This window comes from Bradyrhizobium sp. HKCCYLS2038 (genome assembly GCF_051167655.1).
Lineage (GTDB): Bacteria > Pseudomonadota > Alphaproteobacteria > Rhizobiales > Xanthobacteraceae > Bradyrhizobium.
In genome coordinates, this window is record NZ_JBNPTM010000007.1 from 140,951 (window position 1) to 163,632 (window position 22,682).

A 22,682-nucleotide genomic window follows, 5' to 3' on the forward strand; every position below is an offset into this window, starting at 1 on the left:
CGCTTAGTCATGGTGTCCGCGCCATGATACCGCCGCAGCAGCAAATCGCCGCTGCAGGCGCGCTCTGCGTGTATCATGGTGCCACGAAGCGGGATTGGAACTCCGGATCACCCTCTCGGAAGTGGCCGCATCGAGGGCCCCGGTGGCCGGGACGATCACGACTTTACCTGCGGCTGCTCCGGCGAACCACGACGTGCGTGCGGATCACGACACACAATTTACTGTTTTTCGGATTTTTGCTGGCGCCGGGACAGGACGTTTTCGTCACGCCGGCAATTCTCCGGTCCGCAGGTGCGATCCGGGCCCCGATTGCAAAGCGGCAGCGCCAATTGCATAGTCCGGCCGCTTCATGGCGCCGGCGGCGCTGATTCTCGGGGAGTTTGGGGACGACGATGGCGGATGCCGATCTTGATGCCGTGATCCGGCAACTGGCCAAGCAGCAGAACAAGAGCATTCTGGCGGCGGCGAAGAAGCGGAAGGACCGCTTCAATGGCCTTGCGATGAAGGCCAAGGACAAGGATGCCAAGGATCGGTTCAAGATGCTCGCCCGCGAAGTGGTCGAGCAGGCCAATGCCGCGGCGCGCCGCCTGCTGATCTCTGCCGACAACGTCGCCGACAGCTACGCCCGCGCGATGCGGCAGGCCGCCGCGGCGGAGCTGCCGAAGACTCCTGAGAAGAAGGCCGACAAGGCCGGCGCTGCGCCGGGCAAGGCGCCAGCGGCAAAGCCGGCCAAGACACCTGTGAAGGCATCAAAGAAGCCTCCGGCGAAGAAGGCCGTCGCCAAGTCCAATGGCGCGGCATCCGGGAAGGCCGGCTAGCGCAGCCCGTGCCGCCGCAGTGATCCCGCGCGCGGCCAAAAACGCCGGCCCGCTAGCAACCATCAGACGACTGCCGACTTGCCTCCGGGACATTCTGCCCGGAGGACTTCATGAAGGCGCTGGTCTGGCACGGAAAAGAGGACATCCGCTGCGACACGGTGAGCGATCCCGAGATCGAGCATGCGAGGGACGCGATCATCAAGGTGACGAGCTGCGCGATCTGCGGCTCGGACCTGCATCTGTTCCACAACTACATCCCGGCGATGATGCCCGGCGACATCATGGGCCACGAGACCATGGGCGAAGTCGTCGAAGTCGGCTCCGGCGTCAACGGCAAGCTCAAGAAGGGCGATCGCATCGTCGTTCCCTTCACCATCATCTGCGGCGAATGCGAGCAGTGCAAGCGCGGCAACTTCTCGGTCTGTGAGACCACCAACCGCAACAAGCATCTCGCCGAGAAGGTGTTCGGCCATACCACCGCGGGCCTGTTCGGCTACACCCATCTGACCGGCGGCTATCCGGGCGGCCAGGCTGAATATCTGCGCGTGCCCTATGCCGACGCCACCCACATCAAGGTGCCCGACGGCATGACCGACGAGCAGGCGCTGTTCCTCAGCGACATCTTCCCGACGGGATGGCAGGGCGCCGCGCAGTGCGACATCGAGCCGGACGATACGGTTGCGGTGTGGGGCTGCGGCCCGGTCGGGCAGATGGCGATCCGCAGCGCCATCCTGCTCGGCGCCAAACAGGTGATCGCGATCGACCGCATCCCAGAGCGGCTGGCCATGGCCGAGGCCGGCGGCGCCATCACCATCAATTTCGACAAGGAGAGCGTGGTCGAAAGGCTCAACGAGCTGACCGACAACAAGGGTCCGGAGAAGTGCATCGACTGCGTCGGCTTCGAGAGCCACATCAGCATGGCCCAGCCCGACAGCGTGCTCGACCGCGCCAAGCAGATGTTCATGCTCGAGAACGACCGGCCGCACGTGCTGCGCGAGATCATCTATGTCTGCCGGCCGGGCGGCATCGTCTCGATCCCCGGCGTCTACTCGGGCCTGTCCGACATGGTGCCGATGGGCGCGCTGATGAACAAGGGGCTGACGATCAGGACCGGCCAGACCCACGTCAACCGCTGGACCGATGAGCTCAAGCGGCGCATCGAGGACGGCCAGATCGATCCGTCCTTCGTCATCACCCACACCGTGCCGCTGGCGCAGGGCCCCGAGATGTACCGCGCCTTCCGCGACAAGCAGGACAGCTGCGTCAAGGTCGTGCTCAAGCCATAAGGGATCGTACAGCATGTTTCATTTTTCGAATCTCGTCCGGTCCAAGGGCGACCCCAAGATCATCTCGACCGGCCCGAGCTCGCTCACATCTGCGGATCGCCTGGCCCGCGGGCTGGGCTGGTTCTCCATCGCGCTCGGCACGCTCGAGCTGCTGGCGCCGCATCGCGTGACCCATGCGCTCGGCATGGAGGGCCGCGAGGGGCTGGTGCGCGCCTATGGCGTGCGCGAGCTGCTCGCCGGGGTCATGACGCTGTCGGTGGAGAAGAGGGCCGGGCTGTGGAGCCGCGTCGCGGGCGACGGGCTGGACATGGTGACGCTGCTCGGCGAGGTCAGGCCGAGCAATCCGCGCGCCGGCACCGTGATGGCGGCGCTGGTGATGGTCGGCGGCATCACCGTGCTGGACTATCTGGCGGCCCAGGACGTGGCCGCGCAGCACGATCCGAAGCGCGGCCGCAAGCGGCTCTACACCGATCGCAGCGGCTTCCCCAAGGGCATCACCGCCGCCAAGGGCGCGGCGCTGCCGCGTCCGGCGAGCAGCCCTGCCGCGACTTGAATCGGGATGCTGCGGCTCAAGGCTTCAGCATCACCGAGAACACGCGGAAACCCGCGATCTTCGGAAACGCTTCCGCGGCTTCCGGCGATGCCAGCGCCACGACGGCGGCGCTCACTTCGCCATTGCTGAGCCGGGTGATGGCGGTCGCCTGCCCTTCCAGCAGCAGCACCTCGGACGCCCCCGCCGCGTTCATCGCGGTCGTGATCTTGGCATTCGATTTGGCGTAGCGCTCGTCGATGGCGATCACCTTGCCAGTAAGATCGGCGAGGCTGCGCACCGCGGGCCGCGCGAGCAGCACGGCGACGAGATGGGTGTCGGCCGGCGCCTCGGGGACACGCAGCGCCGTCATCCGCTCGGCCAGTTCGGCCGCAACGGTGACCGCGGCGACCGTGACCTCGCTCTGCACCGTGGCCGGATTTGCCGGAGCTTCCACCGTGGGCGACGGGATCTTTGGGGATGCCGGCGTGGCCGGCTCCTGCTTCGACGCTGGTGCGGGCCCCGCGGCGGACTTCTCGACCGGCTTGGCGACCGGTTTGGCGACCGGTTTGGCGCTCGGCGCCTCGGTCGGTTTGGCGGCGGCATGCAGTGCCGCCCGCCGCTTGGCGGCGCGCGCCTGTTTGCGGTGCAGGGCCGCGCGCGCGACGGCGGCGGATCTATGCTTTGCCTTGGCCGGACGCTCCACTGCTGGCGGCGGCTGATCGACGGCCGGATTGTCCACGCAGGCCTGGCCGCTCAGATCCACACAGGGCGTTGCCAATTGCGGCGTTGCCGGATGGCTGCAGCCTGCAAGGCAGGCTGACGCGACGGCCAACGCGCCGATGATAAGCGCTCTCACTTTCCGCTCTCCGACCACTCTCCCGCGCGCGACACGCGCGTGTGTTGTGCTGGCCTCCCATTTCTCCTGTCATGCGTTAAACTCAGGCTTAAGTGGCGGTCCCCGGCCATGGCCACAGCGCGGCGTGGTTAATGTCGCCCACACAAAGCGGCAGGTCTGGCCGATCCTTCGCGTGCTCAGCGCTTGGTCGGCCCAGACAATCGCTGGAAACGAGCGACTGTTTGGATTGCGATTTATGGTAGTGTCGGCGGGGCACACCAATCCGCGGGGGCGAACCAATGTATCTCTGTCGCACGGCATCCGCCGTATGTGTTGTCATATGCGTTGTCCTGGGCCTTGGCCTCGGCACGGCCGGCGCCGACACGCTCGCCCGCTACGACTGCACGATCGTCGGCACCATGGGCCTCGAGCCGATCGGCGACCGCCCCGGTCATATGTTGGTCAGCTTCCAATATTCCTGCATCGGCACCGACGGGCTGATGAAGGGCGCGACCTACACCGCCAACGTCGCCTCGGACTGGGAAAACCAGAAGGGAACATATCTGTACGGCGCCGGTATCCATCGTGCGACCGACGGCTACGCGGTGGCCGTGCTGACCGAAGGCACCGGCTCGGTGGTGATGACCAACGGAGCTCCGAGCATCTCGGAAGCCACCGGCAAGGTCTCGTTCAAGCTCGCCTCCGGCCGTTTCGCGGCGCTCTTAGGCCGCACCGCGAATTTCACCGCCAGGCTGGTCGGCCCCGGACATCTGATCTACGAGCTGACCGACTGAATTCGGGCACAATCAGCGGCGCGATTTTCCCCGTTGATCGGATCGCGCACCACGGCCATGCTGCGCAGCATGCCCTCGGCACGGCGGACGTCATCATTGCCGCGACAAACCGCGCGGAACGAACCGCTGCCGCCGAGGTTTTTCGAACTTGCGAAGGATGCTCCATGGCCAAGACAGACCCCGCAGCCGGCAAGCCGATCGCCAATGCTGCGCTCGCCAACATTCCGCGGCTGATCACGGCCTATTACGCGCTGAAGCCCGACCCGCACGAGCCGACCCAGCGTGTCGCGTTCGGCACCTCGGGCCATCGCGGCTCGTCGCTGAAGACCGGCTTCAACGAGAACCACATTCTCGCCACCACGCAGGCGCTGTGCGACTACCGGCGCCAGCAGGGCCTCGACGGGCCGCTGTTCGTGGGCATCGACACCCATGCGCTGGCCGAGCCAGCGCTCGCCAGCGCGCTCGAAGTGTTCGGCGCCAATGGCGTCGAGGTGATGGTCGACCAGGACGGCGGCTACACGCCGACGCCGGTGATCTCCCACGCTATCATCTCCTACAACAAGGGCCGCACGTCGCATCTCGCCGATGGCGTCGTGATCACGCCGTCACACAATCCGCCCGACGATGGCGGCTACAAATACAATCCGCCGCATGGCGGCCCCGCCGACACCGACGCGACCGGCGAGATCGAACGCCAGGCCAACATCTATCTCGCCAACGATCTCGATGGCGTCTCGCGGATCAGCTACGTCAAGGCCAAGCAGCGCGGCTCGGTGCACGCCTACGACTACATCACGCCCTACGTCGCCGACCTCGCCAACACCGTCGATCTCGACGCGGTGAAATCAGCCGGCATCAAGATCGGCATCGATCCGCTCGGCGGCGCGGCGATCGCCTATTGGGCGCCGATCATCGAGCGCTATGGCCTCAACGCCACCATCGTCAACGACGTCGTCGACCCCACCTTCCGCTTCATGACCGCGGACTGGGACGGCAAGATCCGCATGGACTGCTCGTCGCCCTATGCGATGGCGAGCCTGATCGGCATGCGCGAGCGCTTCGACGTTGCGTTTGCCAACGACACAGACGCCGACCGCCATGGCATCGTGACCCGTACGGGCGGGCTGATGAATCCCAACCATTATCTGGCGACCGCGATCTCCTATTTGTTCGCGCACCGACCGGACTGGCGCAGCGATGCCGCCATCGGCAAGACCATCGTGTCGAGCTCGCTAATCGACCGCGTCGCCAACAAGCTCGGCCGCAAGCTGGTCGAGACGCCGGTCGGCTTCAAATGGTTCGTCGAGGGCCTGAGCTCCGGCAGCTTCGGCTTCGCCGGCGAGGAGAGCGCCGGCGCCTCGTTCCTCAAGCGCGACGGCACGGTATGGACCACCGACAAGGACGGCCTCATCCTCGGCCTGCTCGCCGCCGAGATCATGGCCAAACGCGGCCGCGATCCGAGCGAGCTCTACAAGGAGCTGACGTCGGAGCTCGGCGCCCCCGTCTATGAGCGCATCGACGTGCCGGCCTCGCCGCCGCAGAAGGCGGCACTGAAGGCGCTGACGCCGGAGAAGCTGAACCTCAAGGAGCTCGCCGGCGATCCGGTCCGGGTGGTCCATACCAAGGCACCGGGCAACGGCCAGTCGTTCGGCGGCATCAAGGTTGAGACCGAGTTCGGCTGGTTCGCGGCGCGTCCCTCCGGCACCGAGGACGTCAACAAGCTCTACGCCGAGAGCTTCCGCGACGCCGCGCATCTCAAGCGCATCCAGAGCGAAGCCCAGGCGGCGCTGGCGTGAGGACGGGCGAGTAGCGAGGCACGAATTGGGGGAGTAGCGAAGGGCCTATTCGCGCCTCGCTTCGCCCCCTTCCCTCCCTGCCCCATCATCGGATATCGATGGTCCGACAAGCCATTAGCCAGCCATCGGTGAGACCGGATGCGAAGCTCTTCGACTGCCTTGCGCGTCACCTTCAGCGCGCTCGCAACCTCGTTCATGCTGGTTGTCAGCGCATCGGCACAGATGATGCCGGAGCAAGCCGCGCCGCGGCCGAAGCCGCAGCCCTCCGCGCGCGCTGCCGCCTGTCATAACGGCCAGAGCTTCGACCGTTTTCTCGCCGAGCTGAAGCAGCGCGCGATCTCGGAAGGCGTGTCGCAGCGCGCAATCGCCGCCGCCTCGCCCTACCTCACCTACGACCAGGGCATCGTCAACCGTGACCGCGGCCAGCGCGTGTTCGGCCAGCTGTTCACCGAGTTCGCCGGCCGCATGGCGGCGGCGTACCGGATGCAGAACGGCCAGCAGCACATCAGGGCGCATGCGGCGGCCTTCGCCCGGGCGGAGAAGGAGTACGGCGTGCCGCCGGCGGTCATCGCCGCCTTCTGGGGCCTGGAGAGCGACTTCGGCTCCAACATGGGCAATCTCCCGGTGCTGCCGTCGCTGGTGTCGCTGGCCTATGACTGCCGCCGCAGCGAGCGCTTCCAGAACGAGACCGTCGCCGCGCTCAAGGTCATCGATCGCGGTGATCTCTCCCCGGAGGAGATGATCGGCTCCTGGGCCGGCGAGCTCGGCCAGACGCAATTCCTGCCGACGCACTACGTCACCTATGCCGTCGACTATGACGGCGACGGCCGCCGCGACCTCTTGCGCAGCGCGTCCGACGTGATCGGCTCGACCGCGAACTACATCGCCACGGGACTGAAATGGCGCCGCGGCGAACCGTGGCTGGAGGAGATCCGCGTGCCGCAGAGCTTCCCCTGGGAGCAGGCCGATCTCACCGTGAAGGCTGCGCGCAGCAAATGGTCCGGCCTCGGCGTGACCTATGCCGACGGCCGGCCGCTGCCCGGTGATGCGCTGGAGGGTTCGGTGCTGCTGCCGATGGGCCGCAACGGCCCGGCATTCCTGGCCTATGCCAATTTTGCCGCCTACACCGAGTGGAACAACTCGCTGATCTATTCGACCACGGCCGGCTATCTCGCCAGCCGGATCGCCGGCGCCGCACCGATGCGCAAGGCCAGTGGCCCGGTCGCGCAGCTGCCGTTCAACGAGATCAAGGAGCTGCAGCAGCTCCTGGTGAAGGCCGGCTTCGACGTCGGCAAGGTCGACGGCGTACTGGGACAGCAGAGCCGGACTGCGGTCAAGGCGATGCAGCTCAAGCTGGGGCTGCCGGCGGATTCCTGGCCGACCGCCGAACTGCTCGCGCGCATGCGCGGCACACCGCGCGCGGCCGCTCCGGCTGGAGCCACGGCAACGCGCTAGATGTCGTCGCCCTCACGAGCATCGGCGCAAGACATCGTCGAAGTCGGGCGAGTATCGGAGGTGTGCCGATCGTAGAGCACGATTGACCAACGAGGTCGGCAATCGCCGAATGCAGCCTCCGGTGGAGGAAAGACAGATCCAGCTCACGCGGGTCGGCGAAGAGCAGACTTCCGTCGCGGGATTGGCAATTCCTGCGCAATGAAATCGAGCACGGCGCGAACGCTCGGCAAAGACCGCCGCTCCGGCAACACAAGTGCGGTGATGGGCTGCGGATCGTCGAAATGGCAGTCTGCAAGCAGCGGGACCAACGCTCCATTGGCGAGCGCCTCATGCCCCAGGAAGTCGCCAAAGCGGACAATGCCGACTCCGGCTATGGCCAGATCCAGCAACACCTCCGCGCTGTCGCAAACGACGCTGCCTTTTACGGGGACCAGGATCTTGCGGCCAGCGTCGAGCATCGGCCACTGGGCAAGCCGCGAGAAGCCCGTGAGCAGCAAGCAGTTGTGCTTGAGTAGATCGGACGGCTGCCGGGGCCGACCATGGACCCGCAGATATTTGGGGCTGGCGGCGATCGTCCGGCGCACCTCACCAATTTTCACCGCGAGCAGACTGCTGTCGTCCAGCGGACCGACACGAACCGTAATGTCGATCTGCTCTGCGATCGGGTTGATCCGTCGATCGTCGACGCTCAACTCGATACGAACGTCGGGGAATTGCTTCAGCAGTTTCGGCAGCATCGGCGCCAGCCCATGTTTGGCATACGCAGTGCCTACGTTGATGCGGACAGTCCCGCACGGTTTTCCACGTGCATGTGCGACTGCCGACCGCGCCTGCTCCAGCGCGGCCACGATCGGACGCGCATGCTGAAGAAATCTCTCGCCCTCCTGCGTCAGGAGCAATCGTCTGGTCGAGCGATGCAGCAGCCTCGCCCCCATGCGCCCCTCCAACCTCGTGATGATGCGGGACACGCCTGACGACGTCATGCGCAACTCGGCAGCTGTCGCAGCAAAGGTACCGAGTTCAATGGTCCGCACGAAGACGGCGATGTCGCTCTCCAAGGTCATGTCTATTCCCAACCATTCGGCAAGAATAACCGGACAACTGCATACTATATCCGATCGTCCCGCACGAATATCGTTGCTGCACCTTTTCACACCCGGAGAGCACCTCATGCCACTCGCCCGCATCGCCATACCAGAGCATCTCTCGAATGAACGGGCCCGCGCGCTCTCCAAAGCGGTCCATTGCAGCCTGGTGGAGACTTGCGCCGTTCCTGAGAAGGATCTTTTTCACCTGATATCCAGATATGCGAAGGACGATATGATTATCGACCCGACCTATCCGGACGTGCAGCGCTCCCCCGACGCTTCGATCGTCGAGGTCCTGTTCCTGGTCGGGCGCACGACGACACAAAAAGCGCTGTTGTTCGCAGCCCTTGCGGATCGAGCAGAGGCGGCCGGCTTTCGGCGCGACGACATCATGATCGCTCTGACGGAAAACGCCCCCACAGATTGGTCTGCGGGTGGCGGTCGTGTTTTCGGCAAGTGACCAAGAGCGCTACTCGCACGACTGCCGGGCTTGCCGGCGCCTCGGCCTGACGTCGCCCTAACTCACCTACGACCAGGGTATCGTTACCGCGACCGTGTTCGGCCAGCCGTTCACCGAGTTCGCCGGCCGCATGGCGGCGGTGTAGCGGATGCAGAACGGGCGGCAGCCCATCGAAGCGCATCCGGCCGCCTTCGCCCGCGCCGAAAAAGACTACCGCGTGCCGCCGGCGCTCATTGCCGCCTTCGGGGCCCTGGAGAGCGACTTCGCGTCCGCCGATTCTTGGCCCACGGCCGAGCTGCTGGCGCGCATGCGCGGCACGCCGCGCGCGCAGGCCGCGCCGGCGGCAGCGACGGCCGCGCGGTAAACTGCCGCGTCTACCGATGAGCACGTCGTTCGAAACCTAAAGCCAGTTCGGCCGTCTCTATCCTGACGACCGCTTGCCATGTCAGGCCAAACCCGGCAACGATGCGGGAGCCTGGGAGGCTTCTAGAGAGGAATGATTATCATGCGCACGATCCTAGCCGTATTGACGGCGCTGGCGTCCGGAGCGGCTCTGACCGCCGGCGCGGCCTCCCCCGCAGTCGCAGGTCCCATCACGCCAGTGTCGTATGATTATCCCTGGTGCATCTATGGCGGACAGCTCGGCTTCTCCGGGGATTGCTCCTATCAGACCCGCGAACAATGCTTGGCGTCGCAGTCCGGCCGCTGGAACCTGTATTGCGACATCAACCGGCGACTCCGGTTCGAGCCGCAGCAGGATGTGCCGCAGCAGCGGCATCGGCGGCATCGCCAGGAGTATTGAGACCCAACGGCCGGACCGGCGAGACGGGTGATCCGATCGAGCCGGGCCGCGCCGGCAATGCCGGAGATGTGACCAGCCGTGAACCGGCGATGCCTTGGTGCGTCGCATCCGAGCGCTCAACTAGACAGCGGGCAGGTTCAGAGTTCGGTCCATCCTGGAGACGCATCCATGCGCTCGATCCCGGCCAGTTCGATTCTGGCCTTGAGCCTTCTAATCGGCCTGTGCGCCGCTGCGGACGCCGCGCCAGCGCGGCATTCCCATCAGCGGCACGCACTCGTCCAACATCATCAGCGGCCGCTAGGAGTAGCGCCCGCTTGGGGCTCTGCCTACGCAGCATCGCGGCCGTCGTTGCCGTATCAACCCACGCCGAATGGCGGCTTCAACGAACCCTATTTCGGCGCGTCCCAGGGCTATGCACCCGGCGAGAAGGAGCAATTTCTCCACAGCCTGTACGGCCCGTGATGGCTGGTGACGCGACCTCCGCGCTCGAACCCGACGCACGGAGCGACAACGGTCTGGTCTGAGATATTCAGAGAACTAGACGACCGTTCCCAACGCCCCGCAGATTGATCTTGTAACCCGGCTGTCATCGTCAGCGAAAGCGGACGATCCAGTACGCCGCGACACTTCGGTTCAATTACCTCCGCTGCGGAGTACTGGATGCTCCGCCTGCGCGGAGCATGACAGCCGTGGTGGCGGTGAGACTTTCTTCTCCCGCTCAGGGATGAGAACAATCGAGCGCGATGTAGAACACTTGATGGCTCTTCTCGGCGACCCGACCCGCTTCGGGGTATCATACACGTGGAGTTACAGCCGAAGGTCCACCTCAGACCCCGTTGACTGCGACAGCCTGTAACATTAAGGTTCCAACCTGCTGCAGCGCCTTTGCGAACTGCGATTGCGCGCGGCACCCATGCCGGCGTCAGAGCGTCTGCGTCATGGCGGTCTCTCGTTCGGACCTTTTGTAGAGCCTTCGTGAGCGAACAAGCCATCGATCTCCCGCTCCCGGTTCAGAGCCAATGGGCCGTGGTTCGCGACTGCTTGCGGCGAGTAATCGCCGTGATGGCAGGTGGAATGTCCATCGGCTTCGTCGTCGGGTTCGCCCGCGCGATAAGCCACCCTCCTTCGCGCCCACCGGAAGCCCTCAGTGGCCATGCTCAGGATGCGATCACGCTGCTGTCGATCGTGATGGCGAGCGCGATGTGCCTGTTCCTGGCCCGGGACAATCTGAAGGAGACACTTCGGCAGCTCATTCCCGACCTGACGAGCGGAATACGGCGGCCCATATCGCTGCTCGTCCTGCTCTGCCTGCCGCTCGGACTGTTCGGCTCGCTGATCTGGGCCGCGACCACCCCGCAGATGGCGAAGGATGCTCTGCGCGACACGTCTCCACTCTACTGGCTGGTCATTGCAGTCCCTATCGTGATCATCGGGCCGGCGGCCGAAGAAATCTTCTACCGGGGACACCTCTGGGATCGCCTGGGCGCTGTCATGCCGCACTGGAAAGCCGGCACGATCTCAGCCGCATTTTTCCTGGCCGTGCATGTCGTCAACGGCCTTCTCGCACCCCTGTTCGTGCTGCCCTTGGCCGTCATCCTGACCGTCCTGCGGTTACGGCATGCCGGACTCGGCGTCTGCATCGCGGCCCATTGCATCTATAACGGGACGATCATTCTCGGCAATGTCCTCCAGACATACGTCTGGCCGTTGCACGTCTCGTCCTGAGAGTGCCGCGGAGCCTATCTTGTTCTGCTACGCGTCCCACCCTTGCGCCAGCTTGTAATCATGCCGACCAAACCCACGAAGAGGACGAGCAAACTCACATACCAATATTCGTACATGTAGAAGATCGCCAACATTGCCGCTGCACCCGCAATTTGTAGCAGGAAATCCATTTCGTCCTCCGTCGAGCCCAGGCCATCTCGGATTGTTCGAAGTTATCGGACGGCCCCACCGTCCCACCAGCTTCATGAACACGCGATCAGCATGTTCATGGTTCAGTGTGCAGCGCCAGAACGGCAGTTGAACCTCATGGAAGGAGCGTCGCTCTTGCGACGCGTTCAGGCGATCCTCTTGCATCGCCTTGAGGACCAGGAGGCCATGAAGTTTCGGCCCCGAGATGGTTCGTGGCGGGAAAATGCGGGGGACCACCACGAACGGCTGTTTCGGTTACAAATCGGAGAAAGATGCAGTTGCATTGTCCTCGACGACGCCCCATCTCGAAGGACGCGCACTTCGCCGCGACGTCTCCTTACCCCACGAGAGCATCACATGTCCTTTTACGATTCGACCGTGCCGGCCTACATCCAGATCCTGGGCAGCCTCTCCGGTCTGCTCAGCAAGGCGGAAGCCCATTGCGAGGCGAAGAAGATCGCCCCCGAGGTCCTGCTCGGCGCGCGCCTCTATCCTGACATGCTGCCGCTCTCCAGACAGATCCAGCTCGCCTGCGACTTCGCCGCAAAGGGCTGCGCGCGGCTGTCGCACAGCGATGTCCCGAGCACGCCCGACACCGAGACGAGCTTTGCCGAGCTCCGCCAGCGGCTCGCCAAGACGGTCGACTATCTGAAGACGTTCACACCGGCGCAGTTCGAAGGCGCCGACAGCCGCGACGTCACCTTTCCGAGCGGACCGAACACCACCCTGACCCTGAAGGGGCAGGAGTTCGTCAATCGCGTCTCGTTTCCCAACTTCTATTTCCACGCCGCCATCGCCCACGGCATTCTCCGCCACAACGGCGTCGAAATCGGCAAGCGGGACTTCCTGGGCGTCGCCTGATCCACGTTCGCGTTCTGCAGCGGCGTCCCTCCGGCGCGACGAACTCGCCGCAGGCCGCCCGTTGAGGTAGTGCTATCGCATTTGATCCTCGGAGTGGTGCGATCGTCCATCCCTACGTCGTCATGGCCGGGCTTGTCCCGGCCATCCACGTCGTTCAGCACACTGAGAACGACGTGGATGCCCGGGACAAGCCCGGGCATGACGGAGTAACTAACCGGCACATCGTTCGTAGTGAAGGCCACGTAGCATCATATTCGATGCGCAGATAAGACAGTTCAGCCCTCGCCAGACGAAACTCAGCGCTCCGGCTTCGTCCCGCTGGCAGCGGTGATGACCGCAACGATAATCAGGCCCGTCAGCACCAGGCGCACGCCGGCGCTGACGCCGAAGGTGTTGAGCATGGTCAGCAGCAACACCAGGAAAAGTGCCGCGCCGAGCAGCCCGGGAATGTTGGCCTTGCCGCCGGCCACCGAGGTGCCGCCGATGACGACGACCGCGATCGAGGCCAGCAGATATTCGTTGCCGATGTCGACATTGGCGCCGCGGAAGTAGCCGGCCAGCAGCGCGCCGTTGATGCCGCCAAGCGTGCCCGACAGCACGTAGGTGATGAAGCGCACCCGGTTGACCGGGATGCCGGCCAGCCGCGCCGCGCGCATGTTCTGTCCGATCGCCAGCACGGAGCGGCCGAACACCGTCCGTTGCAGCACGACGTTGGCGCCGGTCATGAACACCACGGTCAGCACGGCCAGCAGCGGAATGCCGAGCAGCTGCAAATTGGTGAAGTCGGCAAAGCCCGGCGGCGGCTTGATCTGAAGCCCGCGGCCATAGCTGATGTCGATCGACTGGATGACGAAGCTCGCCGAGAGCGTCGCGATGATCGGCGGAATCCGCAGCGCCCAGATCAACAGATAGTTCGCCGTGCCGATCGCAGCGCCGCAGGCGAGCGCGGCGATCAGGCCGAGCGCGATGCGCTGGTCGTCGCCGGCCATCACCGTCATCGCGACGGCGCTGGCAAGCCCAATGTTCGCCGGCAGCGAAAGGTCGACATTGCCGGGGCCCAGCGTGATCACGAACATCTGGCCGACGCCGACCACGACGGTGAAGACGGCAAGCGACATTGCGGCCGTCAACATGCCGCCGGCGCCGGTGCCGCCGGTGAAGCTGATGGCCGCGAGCCATACCGCGAGCGCGCCGATGAACGACCAGATCCACGGACGGGCGAGAACGCCGGCGAGCGTGCCCTTCATGGCTGCGCATCCTTCATGGCTGGGCATCCTTGCGGCTGATCAGCACGCGCGCGGCGAGCACCACGATCAGGATGGCGCCGTTGGCGGCGACCTGCCAGTCCGGCGGAATGCGCATGAAGGTCAGCAGCGGCGATGCGGCGAGCGCCAGGGTCAGCGCACCGATGACGGCGCCGATCGGCGAGACGCGGCCGCCGATGAACTCGCCGCCGCCGAGGATGACACCGGCGATCGACAGCATGGTGTAGCCATTGCCGATGTTCGCGTCGGCCGAGGTCGTGGTGCCGATCAAGGCGAGGCCCGACAGCACGCCGAACAGGCCGGCACAGGCGAACAGCGTCATCTTCGCCTTCAGGAGCGACCAGCCGGCGCGGCCGATCGCGACCGCATTGCCGCCCGAGCCGCGCAGAATGGCGCCGTAGGACGTGCGCATCAGCCCGACATAGGCCACCGCGGCGATCACCACCGCGGCGACGATCGGAAACGGCACCAGCGGCGGCTTCACACGCATGATCTCCAGCAGCCAGTCCGGCGCCTTGCCGCCGGGCTTCGGCAGCATCAGGATCGCGAGCCCCTGCCAGACGAAGCTCATGCCGAGCGTCACGACGATCGACGGCAGGTTGCGCAAATGGATCAAGGCGCCAAGCGCGGCATAGAGCGCGATGCATCCGAGCAGCGTGACGATCCCGAGCAGCGGCGCGTCGCGCAGCCAGGTCGCGGTGACGCAGCCGACGAAGCCGACGAACGAGCCGATCGACAGATCGAGGTCGTTGCCGGCGATGACGAACATCTGCGCGATCGTCGCCAGCGCGATCGGCACCGCGAGGTTCAGCATCAGCGTGAACCCGAAATAGCTGATGGCGCGCGGGTTGAGCCAGGCGATGCCGATCAGCACGAGCGCGAGCGACAGCGCCGGCAGCATGGTCCGCAACAGCCGCGGCACGTTGCCGGTTCCGATCATGGGCAACGCTCGCGTCGCCGGCGCGCTCGATGTGGTCATGGCATCAGCCCGCTTCTGCGAAGGAGGACTGGATGACCTTCTGCTCGGTCAGGTCGTCGCGGGTGAGGTCGGCAACGATGGCATCGTTGCGGAAGACATAGACGTGGTCGCATTGCTTCAACTCGTCGAATTCCGTGGTGTACCACAGGAACGTGCGGCCGCTGTCGGCCTCGGCGCGGATCAGCTCATAGACTTCGAGCTTGGTCCCGACGTCGACGCCGCGCATCGGATCGTCCATCAGCACGATGCGCGCATCCGAGCCGAGCGCGCGGGCGAACAACGCCTTCTGCTGATTGCCGCCCGACAGCGAGAGGATGTTGTTGTGGATGTCGGGCGTGCGGATGCGGATCTTGTCGCGCCAGTGCGCGGCCAGCTCATGCTCGCGCCGCGCCGAGATCAGCAGGCCCCGTCGCAGGCTCCGCAGCGACCTTACGCCGATGTTCTCGGCGATCGACCACAGCGGAAAGATCCCGTCGGCCTGACGGTCACCGGCGACGAGGGCGACGCTCTCCGTCACCTCAATGCCGGCCGCCGCGCGTGTCGCAGCGGAGAAGATCGCCAGCAGCAGCGCGGTCTGGCCATGCCCGGCGAGGCCGGCGAGGCCGATGATCTCGCCCTCATGCGCAACCAGCTCACCGGTCCGGCTCTGGCGCGCGGGCCGGGCCCGCACGCGCAGGGGCGATTGGCCACGGCGGCGTCCCTCGCCGTCCCTGGCGTCGCGGGCGTGGACCTCGACGTCGCCCATCGCCGCAACCAGCCCATCGCGGTCGAACGCCGTCGCAGGCGCATCGGCGACGGTCGTGCCGTCGCGCATCACCACGATGCGGTCGCAGTTCGCGAGCACCTCGCCAAGCAAATGCGAGATGAAGATGCAGCTGATGCCCTCGCCGATCGCGCGGCGGACGAAGCCGAGCAACTGGCCGGCGGTGTGGGCGTCGAGCGAGGAGGTCGGCTCATCGAGGATCACGAGGCGGACCGGCTCGTCGGTCACCGTGAAGGCGCGCGCGACCTCCACCATCTGGCGGCGGCCGATCGGCAGGTCCTGCACCAGGTCGGACGCCGCGATGCCATGTCCCGGAAAGATCGCGTCGAGTTTGTCGAGGATCAGCCGGCCGGCCTTCCGCCGCCATGACAAGCCGGTGAGCGATGGATGAAAGACGCGGGTGTTCTCGGCCACCGTCAAATTGGGACAGAGCGAGAGCTCCTGGAAGACGCAGCGAACGCCCAGTTGCTTGGCCGCCCCCGGCGAATAGCTCCCCGGCACGGCGCCTGCGATCGCGAGCTGGCCGCGGTCGGCCGTGGCCGTGCCGGCGAGGATGTGCATCAAGGTCGACTTGCCCGCGCCGTTGTGGCCGACGAGCCCGAGGCATTCACCCTGCCCGAGCGTGAGGTCGACGCCGCCAAGAGCCCGAACGGCGCCGAAATATTTTTCGACGCCGCTCAGCTTGATCAGTTCAGGCCGCGTGACGGTCATTCGGCCTCTGCGCCTTCGAACCGCACTCCCAATCAGCCGTCACTTCATGTTGGCCTTGATCGCCGCGATCGCTTCGGCCTGGGTGTATTCGTGGCTCGCCACGCTGCCCTTCGGGATGTTCGGCAGCTCGGCTTCGAAATTGTCCTGCGTGAACGCGAGATAGGGCACCAGCAGGTCGTGCGGAATCGACTTGTTGCCGTCCAGCACCTGCTGCGCGACCCAGAACGCCAGCGTCGAGACACCAGGGGCGATCGAAGCGGACCACGTCTTGTAGCCGTCCTTCGCCTTCTGCTCCTTCCACCATTGCAGCTCGTCCTGGCGGTTGCCCATGATGATGGTCGGACGCGGCTTGCCGGCGGCGGCGAACGCCTGCGCCGCGCCATAGCCGTCACCGCCTTGATCGACCACGCCGACGATGTCGGGCAGCGACGGCAGCACGGTGGCGACCGCCTTCTGCGCCGTGGTCTGGTCCCAGTCGCCGGTGACCGAGCCGACGATCTTGAATTCCGGATGCGCCTTCACGCCTTCCAGAATGCCGGCATGAATGGCATCGTCGATCGAGGTGCCGGCGAGGCCGCGGATCTCGAGCAGATTGCCGCCCTTCGGCTGGAACTTGGCCATCTCCTCGACTTCCTGCTTGCCCATCGCCTTGAAGTCGACGACGACGCGGTAGGCGCAGGGCTCGGTGACGATGCCGTCGAACGACACCACGATGATGCCGGCATCGCAGGCCTGCTTGACGGCGCCGTTCAAGGCGTCCGGCGACGAGGCGTTGATGACGATCGCGTCATAGCCCTGCAGGATCAGGTTCTGGATCTGCGCCGCCTGGGTCGGCACTTCCTTGTCGGCGGTGGTGAAGATGTCGGCCGCGGCGACGGCCTTGTCGGCGACCGCCTTCTTGGTGACGATCTCGTAGCTCTTGAGCATCGCCTGGCGCCAGGAATTGCCGGCATAGTTGTTCGAAAATGCGATCTTCTTGCCGCTGGTATCGGCATGGGCCGACCCGCTGATGATGGTGGTGCTGACGACGGCGCAAACGGCCGCAATCCCGATGCCGGACTTCATAGATCACCCTCCCCTGCGGCCGTCATTGCGGTCCGCGATTTTTTCAAGCGTCTGAGTGGCGCACCTCACGATATCGTCACGGCCTTCATTCGACAAGCTGGCAGGCGCCATGCGCAGACTTTCGTCAGCCCCACGTGGTCGGTCAACCGCGCAGGGTTTGCGCCTGACACGCCCGCGTTTTTCGAATGGCTCGGGCCATTGTGCCATCTGCGGCAATGCACAATTGGATGTCACCTGTCCTCTCACTGGAAAGCGCCGATGAGCACCTCCAAGCTGTTCGAGCCCTCTCAGCTCGGTCCGATCACCCTGGCCAACCGCGTCGTCATGGCGCCGTTGACGCGCAACCGCGCCGTCGAGGGCCTGGCCGCGGGGCCGTTGACGGCCGAGTACTATGCCCAGCGCGCCAGCGCGGGCCTCCTGATCTCGGAGGCCAGCCAGGTGTCGCAACAGGGCCAGGGCTACCAGGACACGCCCGGCATCTATTCCAAGGCGCAGATCGCCGGCTGGCGCAAGGTAACCGACGCTGTTCACGCCAAGGGCGGCCGCATCTTCATCCAGCTCTGGCATGTCGGCCGCATCTCCCACGTGTCGCTGCAGCCCGATGGCGGTGCGCCGGTGGCGCCCTCGGCAATCGCCGCCAAGACCAAGACCTTCGTCGGCGGCGCCTTCACCGACGTGTCCGCGCCCCGCGCGCTGGAGCTTTCAGAGCTCCCGGGGATCGTCGCGGCATTCAGGCAGGCGACGCTGAATGCGGTCGAAGCCGGCTTTGACGGCGTCGAGATCCACGGCGCCAACGGCTACCTGCTCGACCAGTTCGCCAAGGACGGCGCCAACAAGCGCACCGACGCCTATGGCGGCGGAATCGAGAACCGCGCCCGGCTGATGCTCGAGGTCGCAAAAGCGGTCTCCGATGCGATCGGCGCCGACAGGACCGGCATCCGGCTGTCGCCGGTGACGCCGGCCAACGACATCAGCGATTCCAACCCGCAGCCGCTGTTCGACTACATCGTCGACCAGCTCAATGCGCTGAACCTCGCCTACATCCACGTCATCGAGGGCGCCACCGGCGGCCCGCGCGACGTCGCGCCGTTCGACTACGCCTCGCTGCGCAAGCGCTTCAAGGGCGCCTACATCGCCAACAACGGCTACGACCTTGCGCTCGCCACCAAGCAGCTCGATGCCGGCGCCGCCGACCTGATCGCCTTCGGCCGCCCGTTCATCGCCAACCCCGATCTGGTCGAGCGGCTTAAGACGAATGCCCCGCTCAACGAGCTCGATCGCGCCACGCTCTATGGCGGCGGTGCCAAGGGCTACACCGACTATCCGACGCTGAAGCCCGCACAGGCGGCGGAGTAGTCAAGAAAACGTAGGGTGGGCAAAGCAGCCGCCCGCCAGGGCGGTTGCGTGCCCACCATGCATCTGCGAAAGCGGTGGGAATGGTGGGCACGGCGCGCCAGAATCCGCGATCTGCCGCAAGAGTGTCGCAGGCGCGCCTTTGCCCACCCTACACTCCCCGTCGTCACCATCTACGTCATGCTTCCCGGCATGAAGCAGCGGATATCGATGCGCAAGCCGGTGTTGAGCTCGCGATAGTACACCGGCCACACCATGGTCCGGCCGGCGCGATTCGGCTCGGTCACCACGGCGTCCTCCGGCACGGCCCACCAGAGGCCCTCGATGCGCACGCGGTAGCGGCCATCCTTCATCTCCCAATCGATGTCCGACAGCGCCGTGCCATCCGCGTCCGAGCAGCACGGCCCCTTGCCCGAGCGCAGCTTCTCGAACCAGCCCTTGAGCGGAGAGGTTGCGTAGCGTCCATCGAGATCGCGCGCGACGGCGTTGGGCACTGCCAGGCCTTGCATCCAGAGGCTGCCGGCGAGGGCTGCGATAGAGATCGTCGCAGCCGTCCGGTGCCTGAGGATCGGTGCACGACCGATGCTCGACAATGAAATGATCAGCAGAGATATTGGCGATCTTCCGCGCATGTCCACACCTCGTTGCTCGATGCGAGAGATGCGCATAGCTCGGCGGGTTCTGTGGCGGAAGTTCGTAGTTCGCGACGCCGGAATGCACCGCGCCGAAGAATCCTGATTTGACCAACGACCTTGGTCACGACGGCAACGGGACGTTTGCCCACACGTCGCAACAGACGACATCGACGGCGACCGAGCGATCAATGAGAAAGCCGGGATCTCTCCCGGCCTTCGTGCCTCGTGCGAAACGGAGCGAATCGACGCAGCCCGTCAAAACTCCGCGCGCACCTTCAGTACGGCCGACTGCTCGAGATACTGGCTGCCCACGACGGCGTTGTAGCCAAGCGAGATCGACTGGCGCTCGCCGAACGCCACCAGCTTCAACGCGGCACCCAGTTCGGCAAGGTTGCGCTCGGGCGATGGTCCGGCGGCGAAGAACTGCGCGCCGCCTCCGGCGAAGCTTGCCGTGACGTTCTGCGCCGTGTTGCCGAACTCGTGTCGCCACGCAGCCAGCGTTTCCAGGCCGAAGCCGTAGGTCGAGGTGACCAGCAGCGGCAGGGTCGAGCGGAAGCCGAGGTTCGAGCGCACCGAGTTGGTGGTCTGCTTGGCGATCGCGAGCGCGGCGCCGGCGGCGCTGGTCTCGTTGTAGGCCTGCTGATCGAGACGGCCGTAGGTCACGCCGGCAAACGGCGTCAGCACGGCCTCGCCGAGCTTCACCGGAGCACCGAACTCGCCGCGCACCAGCGTCAGCCAGCCCTTGTGGCTGCCGGAGACGGTGTCGGTGAAGCCGGCGAAGTTGACCCGGCGGGTGGTGGTGTAGTCGACCAGCGCCATGCCGGCCGAGCCGTTGACGTACCAGGACGGCTGGACATAGGCGCCGTACACCGTGCCCTGATAGTGCTGCATGCCGACCGCATCGCCTGCGGCGGTGCGATCGTCCATGCTGCTGGTGGCGTAACCGAACGCGGCGCCAACACGGAATGCGCTGTCGATGCGCTGATCGATGCCGGCGACCAGGCCACCGGTGTTGCCCGAATAGCCGGCGACGCCTGCGACGTCGTGCTGCGACACGTTGGTGCCGATCAGGCTACCCCAGACCGTCCGCTCCGGCTCCGGCGCGATCGCGGGCGCCTTCACCGTCGGACGCGCCTTGGTGGCCCCATAGGCCATCAGCATCGAGGACAGCGGATCGCTCTCCGAGGCGAAGGCCGAGGCGACGCGGGAATTGGCAGACGGTCCCGCAGCCGCGGCCGTCAGGCGGTTGTCGATCTGAGCCTGGAACAACGAGGCGGTGCTGAGCGGCACCTGGACCTGCGCACCGTTCACGAACGGGCGCAATTGGTCGCCGGCGTTGCGCACCTCCCCGTCGGTGCCGAGGCTCTGCACGGCGCCGCCCAGGGCCTGCACCTGCGCGTTGCTGCCGGTGTAGCCGAGCAGGCCGTTCAGCGTCGCGAGCGCGCTCGGCGAGATGCCTGCGATCGTCGTCGGCGACCGCACGGACGAATTCAGCAAGAGCGATCTGGTCGAGGTATCCGCCGTGAAGCCGACCAGTGCGCTGGAGAAATCGACCGTGAGCGGCGTGGCCGACACCGAGGTCGCCACCCGGTAGACGTCGCCATTGCGGACGATGCCCTGCAGCGTCGGCGCAACGGATCCGGCACCCGCAAAGGTCACGTTGCCCGTGATGTTGCCGATGTTGCTCGACGGCGCCGCCGCGGTGCCGCCCGGGCCGAAGATCGTCGTCCGCAGCACCGCGCCGTCGACCAGTTGAACGCCGCCAGCGCCGACGGTGACCTGCGACTTCATCAAATCGAGCGTGCCGAAATTGACGATGCTGGCGAGATTGGTCACGCCATCGAGCGTCAACGCGTTGGCACCGAGCCCGTTCAGCGCGACGACATTGCCGCTGAAGCCGGTACCCTTGAGCAGGATGGTGTTGGTGGCGCCGTCCTGGTCGTTGATGGTGATGTCGCCGCCGAGCGTGCCGGTGTTGGCGAGATTGAAGGTGCGTGCCCCGAAGAACGTCGCGGCCTGGTTGGTGCTCGCGGCGCACAGCGGGTCGGTGGTGTTGGTGCCGGCGGTCGGACAGGCTGCACCGTTGGCATCGGTGCCCGTACCTGAGCTGCTATACGTTCCCGGCAGGGTGCCGGCCGTTGCCTTGGCGAACGAGCCGCGCGAGGCGCTCTGGTCGACCGAGATCGAGCCCGAGATCGTGCCGCTGTTGCTGATGTCGTGCTCGCCGGAGCCGAGATAGAGGTTGCCCTGGATCAGGCCGGCATTGGCGATGATGCTGTCGCGGGGACCGGAGTTCGAGCCGCTGCCCGTCAGCGGAAAAGTCGCGCCGCTGGCGAGGCCCGCGGCTGTCGTCAGCGGATTGGTGTCGAGCGCTAGGATGTCGCCCTTGATGACGCCGCTGGCATTGTTGGTCAGCGTCAGCGCCTTGGTCTCGGTCACCGTCACATTGCCATTGGAATCGAACTTGTAGAGCGGCGAATCCGGATTGCTGCCGGGGATGGTGTCGAACTCGGCCCCGGCGAACGCCGCGATCGCCCAGTGGCCGTCATAGAAGCGGCTTGCCGACGTCCAGCTGGTGTTGCCGATGGTGCCGGAGTTGGTGATCGTGGTGTCGGCGCGGCCGTAATAGGCCGCCGCAAAATTCCCCGTCGCCGAGATCGTGCCGCCGGCGCGGTTGTTCACCACGAAGCTGTTGGTGTTGTCGTCGGAATACAGCGCCGAGATGATCACGAGATTGGTGCCGTTGTAGCGGCTCGCCGGCGTCGCACTGCTCGAGAGGCTCAGCTTGGTCGAATCGAACGTTCCGAAGAAGTTCTGCGTCACCGCAAGGGTGCCGGTGTTGTTGACCGTAAATCTGTTGACTTGGCTGTCCGCAACGATGACGTGCATCCGATTGGCGCTGAGCTGGCTGGTGGTGAGGCTGAGCCAGCCGGCATTGTTGATGACGACGTTGTTGACCGCCGGATCCTCGGCGTTGGAGAAATTGGCCGCGATCATGCCGCGGTCGGCCAGATCGGACTGGGTGTTGGTGGTGAGATTGCGGACGGCCGTGGAATCGAGCGTGATGACGGTGGTCGGCGGCTTCGGATTGTAGCTGGCCGGCGTGTAGGCATTGCTGCCATTCGTCGGCGCAAATGCCGCGGCCGCGTCATACACAGTGACGGCGGAGGTGATGCTTCCACTGCAGGTGACCGTCACCCCGGGGATCGTACATTCGGCTCTTGCCTCGCCGGCGACCATCCACGTCGACAGCAACACAAAACTCGCGGC

Annotated in this window: 20 protein-coding genes and 1 pseudogene; 12 read left to right on the plus strand and 9 right to left on the minus strand. The window is 65.6% G+C overall.

All coding sequences use genetic code 11. The annotated features are described in order from the left end of the window. Positions 1-392 precede the first annotated feature (392 nt). The 3 genes from ACQR1I_RS28240 (at position 393) to ACQR1I_RS28250 (ending at position 2,657) form a co-directional block, all read left to right on the plus strand. Entirely contained in the window at positions 393-818 is a 426-nt protein-coding gene (locus tag ACQR1I_RS28240) for a hypothetical protein (RefSeq protein ID WP_434868594.1), read from the plus strand. Positions 819-928: 110 nt separating this feature from the next. Continuing rightward, positions 929-2,104, plus strand: coding sequence for a zinc-dependent alcohol dehydrogenase (locus ACQR1I_RS28245; RefSeq protein WP_434868595.1), 1,176 nt, complete (start codon positions 929-931; stop codon positions 2,102-2,104). Between the two features lie 13 nt (positions 2,105-2,117). Then, entirely contained in the window at positions 2,118-2,657 is a 540-nt protein-coding gene (locus ACQR1I_RS28250) for a hypothetical protein (RefSeq protein WP_434868596.1), read from the plus strand. Positions 2,658-2,673: 16 nt separating this feature from the next. Here the strand turns inward: ACQR1I_RS28250 and ACQR1I_RS28255 are convergent, their stop codons facing one another. Beyond that, positions 2,674-3,492, minus strand: coding sequence for a hypothetical protein (locus ACQR1I_RS28255; RefSeq protein WP_434868597.1), 819 nt, complete (start codon positions 3,490-3,492; stop codon positions 2,674-2,676). 278 nt (positions 3,493-3,770) lie between these two features. Here ACQR1I_RS28255 and ACQR1I_RS28260 point away from each other — a divergent pair, with 278 nt between their 5' ends. The 3 genes from ACQR1I_RS28260 (at position 3,771) to ACQR1I_RS28270 (ending at position 7,516) form a co-directional block, all read left to right on the plus strand. Further along, entirely contained in the window at positions 3,771-4,265 is a 495-nt protein-coding gene (locus tag ACQR1I_RS28260; RefSeq protein ID WP_434868598.1) for a hypothetical protein, read from the plus strand. A 164-nt stretch (positions 4,266-4,429) separates the two neighbouring features. Continuing rightward, the gene (gene pgm / locus ACQR1I_RS28265) at positions 4,430-6,061 is read left to right on the plus strand and encodes a phosphoglucomutase (alpha-D-glucose-1,6-bisphosphate-dependent) (protein ID WP_434888855.1); all 1,632 of its coding nucleotides are present in this window, start codon (positions 4,430-4,432) and stop codon (positions 6,059-6,061) included. Positions 6,062-6,283: 222 nt separating this feature from the next. Then, positions 6,284-7,516 (plus strand): lytic murein transglycosylase, encoded by a 1,233-nt coding sequence (locus tag ACQR1I_RS28270; protein WP_434868791.1) that lies wholly within the window; start codon positions 6,284-6,286, stop codon positions 7,514-7,516. Positions 7,517-7,659: 143 nt separating this feature from the next. On the opposite strand, the gene ACQR1I_RS28275 is transcribed toward ACQR1I_RS28270, so the two are convergent. Beyond that, entirely contained in the window at positions 7,660-8,580 is a 921-nt protein-coding gene (locus ACQR1I_RS28275; protein WP_434868600.1) for a LysR family transcriptional regulator, read from the minus strand. Between the two features lie 106 nt (positions 8,581-8,686). Between ACQR1I_RS28275 and ACQR1I_RS28280 the strand changes: the two genes are divergently transcribed. The 4 genes and pseudogenes from ACQR1I_RS28280 (at position 8,687) to ACQR1I_RS28295 (ending at position 11,591) form a co-directional block, all read left to right on the plus strand. After that, positions 8,687-9,064, plus strand: a complete 378-nt coding sequence (locus ACQR1I_RS28280; RefSeq protein ID WP_434868601.1) for a tautomerase family protein — start codon at positions 8,687-8,689, stop codon at positions 9,062-9,064. A gap of 61 nt (positions 9,065-9,125) precedes the next feature. After that, a pseudogene (locus ACQR1I_RS28285) lies at positions 9,126-9,335 on the plus strand (lytic murein transglycosylase); the annotation flags it as partial. 234 nt (positions 9,336-9,569) lie between these two features. Further along, a complete protein-coding gene (locus ACQR1I_RS28290) occupies positions 9,570-9,866 on the plus strand; it encodes a DUF3551 domain-containing protein (RefSeq protein WP_434868602.1) in 297 nt (98 codons plus the stop codon). Positions 9,867-10,940: 1,074 nt separating this feature from the next. Continuing rightward, positions 10,941-11,591, plus strand: coding sequence for a CPBP family intramembrane glutamic endopeptidase (locus ACQR1I_RS28295; RefSeq protein WP_434868603.1), 651 nt, complete (start codon positions 10,941-10,943; stop codon positions 11,589-11,591). Positions 11,592-11,605: 14 nt separating this feature from the next. Here ACQR1I_RS28295 and ACQR1I_RS28300 read toward each other — a convergent pair whose 3' ends face one another. Next, positions 11,606-11,761 (minus strand): hypothetical protein, encoded by a 156-nt coding sequence (locus ACQR1I_RS28300; RefSeq protein ID WP_434868604.1) that lies wholly within the window; start codon positions 11,759-11,761, stop codon positions 11,606-11,608. A 376-nt stretch (positions 11,762-12,137) separates the two neighbouring features. Between ACQR1I_RS28300 and ACQR1I_RS28305 the strand changes: the two genes are divergently transcribed. Further along, entirely contained in the window at positions 12,138-12,641 is a 504-nt protein-coding gene (locus tag ACQR1I_RS28305) for a DUF1993 domain-containing protein (RefSeq protein ID WP_434868605.1), read from the plus strand. A gap of 296 nt (positions 12,642-12,937) precedes the next feature. Here the strand turns inward: ACQR1I_RS28305 and ACQR1I_RS28310 are convergent, their stop codons facing one another. From ACQR1I_RS28310 to ACQR1I_RS28325, 4 genes are read right to left on the minus strand one after another with little or no spacing between them, the layout of a single operon-like run. Continuing rightward, positions 12,938-13,888: an ABC transporter permease gene (locus tag ACQR1I_RS28310; protein WP_434868606.1), complete on the minus strand. Its 951-nt coding sequence runs from the start codon at positions 13,886-13,888 to the stop codon at positions 12,938-12,940. Positions 13,889-13,901: 13 nt separating this feature from the next. Beyond that, a complete protein-coding gene (locus ACQR1I_RS28315) occupies positions 13,902-14,846 on the minus strand; it encodes an ABC transporter permease (RefSeq protein WP_434868607.1) in 945 nt (314 codons plus the stop codon). Between the two features lie 43 nt (positions 14,847-14,889). Then, on the minus strand, positions 14,890-16,359 hold the full coding sequence (locus tag ACQR1I_RS28320; RefSeq protein ID WP_434868608.1) for a sugar ABC transporter ATP-binding protein: 1,470 nt from the start codon (positions 16,357-16,359) through the stop codon (positions 14,890-14,892). Between the two features lie 39 nt (positions 16,360-16,398). After that, a complete protein-coding gene (locus ACQR1I_RS28325) occupies positions 16,399-17,424 on the minus strand; it encodes a substrate-binding domain-containing protein (RefSeq protein WP_434868609.1) in 1,026 nt (341 codons plus the stop codon). A gap of 258 nt (positions 17,425-17,682) precedes the next feature. Between ACQR1I_RS28325 and ACQR1I_RS28330 the strand changes: the two genes are divergently transcribed. Continuing rightward, positions 17,683-18,780: an alkene reductase gene (locus tag ACQR1I_RS28330; RefSeq protein ID WP_434868610.1), complete on the plus strand. Its 1,098-nt coding sequence runs from the start codon at positions 17,683-17,685 to the stop codon at positions 18,778-18,780. A 170-nt stretch (positions 18,781-18,950) separates the two neighbouring features. Here the strand turns inward: ACQR1I_RS28330 and ACQR1I_RS28335 are convergent, their stop codons facing one another. Together ACQR1I_RS28335 and ACQR1I_RS28340 are read right to left on the minus strand one after the other, a co-directional pair. Beyond that, positions 18,951-19,286 carry a hypothetical protein gene (locus ACQR1I_RS28335; RefSeq protein ID WP_434868611.1) on the minus strand — a complete coding sequence of 112 codons (336 nt, stop codon included), beginning with the start codon at positions 19,284-19,286 and terminating at the stop codon, positions 18,951-18,953. Positions 19,287-19,667: 381 nt separating this feature from the next. After that, positions 19,668-22,670, minus strand: coding sequence for an autotransporter domain-containing protein (locus tag ACQR1I_RS28340; protein WP_434868792.1), 3,003 nt, complete (start codon positions 22,668-22,670; stop codon positions 19,668-19,670). Positions 22,671-22,682 lie beyond the last annotated feature (12 nt).

What these genes read in the sequence shown, in the direction of transcription:
- ACQR1I_RS28250 (WP_434868596.1), top strand. Translation starts at nt 2,118, where the DNA reads ATGTTTCATTTTTCGAATCTCGTCCGGTCCAAGGGCGACCCCAAGATC.
- ACQR1I_RS28310 (WP_434868606.1), bottom strand. Translation starts at nt 13,888, where the DNA reads ATGAAGGGCACGCTCGCCGGCGTTCTCGCCCGTCCGTGGATCTGGTCG.
- ACQR1I_RS28335 (WP_434868611.1), bottom strand. Translation starts at nt 19,286, where the DNA reads ATGCAAGGCCTGGCAGTGCCCAACGCCGTCGCGCGCGATCTCGATGGA.
- ACQR1I_RS28290 (WP_434868602.1), top strand. Translation starts at nt 9,570, where the DNA reads ATGCGCACGATCCTAGCCGTATTGACGGCGCTGGCGTCCGGAGCGGCT.
- ACQR1I_RS28280 (WP_434868601.1), top strand. Translation starts at nt 8,687, where the DNA reads ATGCCACTCGCCCGCATCGCCATACCAGAGCATCTCTCGAATGAACGG.
- ACQR1I_RS28245 (WP_434868595.1), top strand. Translation starts at nt 929, where the DNA reads ATGAAGGCGCTGGTCTGGCACGGAAAAGAGGACATCCGCTGCGACACG.
- ACQR1I_RS28295 (WP_434868603.1), top strand. Translation starts at nt 10,941, where the DNA reads ATGTCCATCGGCTTCGTCGTCGGGTTCGCCCGCGCGATAAGCCACCCT.
- pgm (WP_434888855.1), top strand. Translation starts at nt 4,430, where the DNA reads ATGGCCAAGACAGACCCCGCAGCCGGCAAGCCGATCGCCAATGCTGCG.
- ACQR1I_RS28300 (WP_434868604.1), bottom strand. Translation starts at nt 11,761, where the DNA reads ATGGATTTCCTGCTACAAATTGCGGGTGCAGCGGCAATGTTGGCGATC.
- ACQR1I_RS28315 (WP_434868607.1), bottom strand. Translation starts at nt 14,846, where the DNA reads ATGATCGGAACCGGCAACGTGCCGCGGCTGTTGCGGACCATGCTGCCG.
- ACQR1I_RS28270 (WP_434868791.1), top strand. Translation starts at nt 6,284, where the DNA reads ATGATGCCGGAGCAAGCCGCGCCGCGGCCGAAGCCGCAGCCCTCCGCG.
- ACQR1I_RS28325 (WP_434868609.1), bottom strand. Translation starts at nt 17,424, where the DNA reads ATGAAGTCCGGCATCGGGATTGCGGCCGTTTGCGCCGTCGTCAGCACC.
- ACQR1I_RS28275 (WP_434868600.1), bottom strand. Translation starts at nt 8,580, where the DNA reads ATGACCTTGGAGAGCGACATCGCCGTCTTCGTGCGGACCATTGAACTC.
- ACQR1I_RS28330 (WP_434868610.1), top strand. Translation starts at nt 17,683, where the DNA reads ATGAGCACCTCCAAGCTGTTCGAGCCCTCTCAGCTCGGTCCGATCACC.
- ACQR1I_RS28305 (WP_434868605.1), top strand. Translation starts at nt 12,138, where the DNA reads ATGTCCTTTTACGATTCGACCGTGCCGGCCTACATCCAGATCCTGGGC.
- ACQR1I_RS28260 (WP_434868598.1), top strand. Translation starts at nt 3,771, where the DNA reads ATGTATCTCTGTCGCACGGCATCCGCCGTATGTGTTGTCATATGCGTT.
- ACQR1I_RS28320 (WP_434868608.1), bottom strand. Translation starts at nt 16,359, where the DNA reads ATGACCGTCACGCGGCCTGAACTGATCAAGCTGAGCGGCGTCGAAAAA.
- ACQR1I_RS28240 (WP_434868594.1), top strand. Translation starts at nt 393, where the DNA reads ATGGCGGATGCCGATCTTGATGCCGTGATCCGGCAACTGGCCAAGCAG.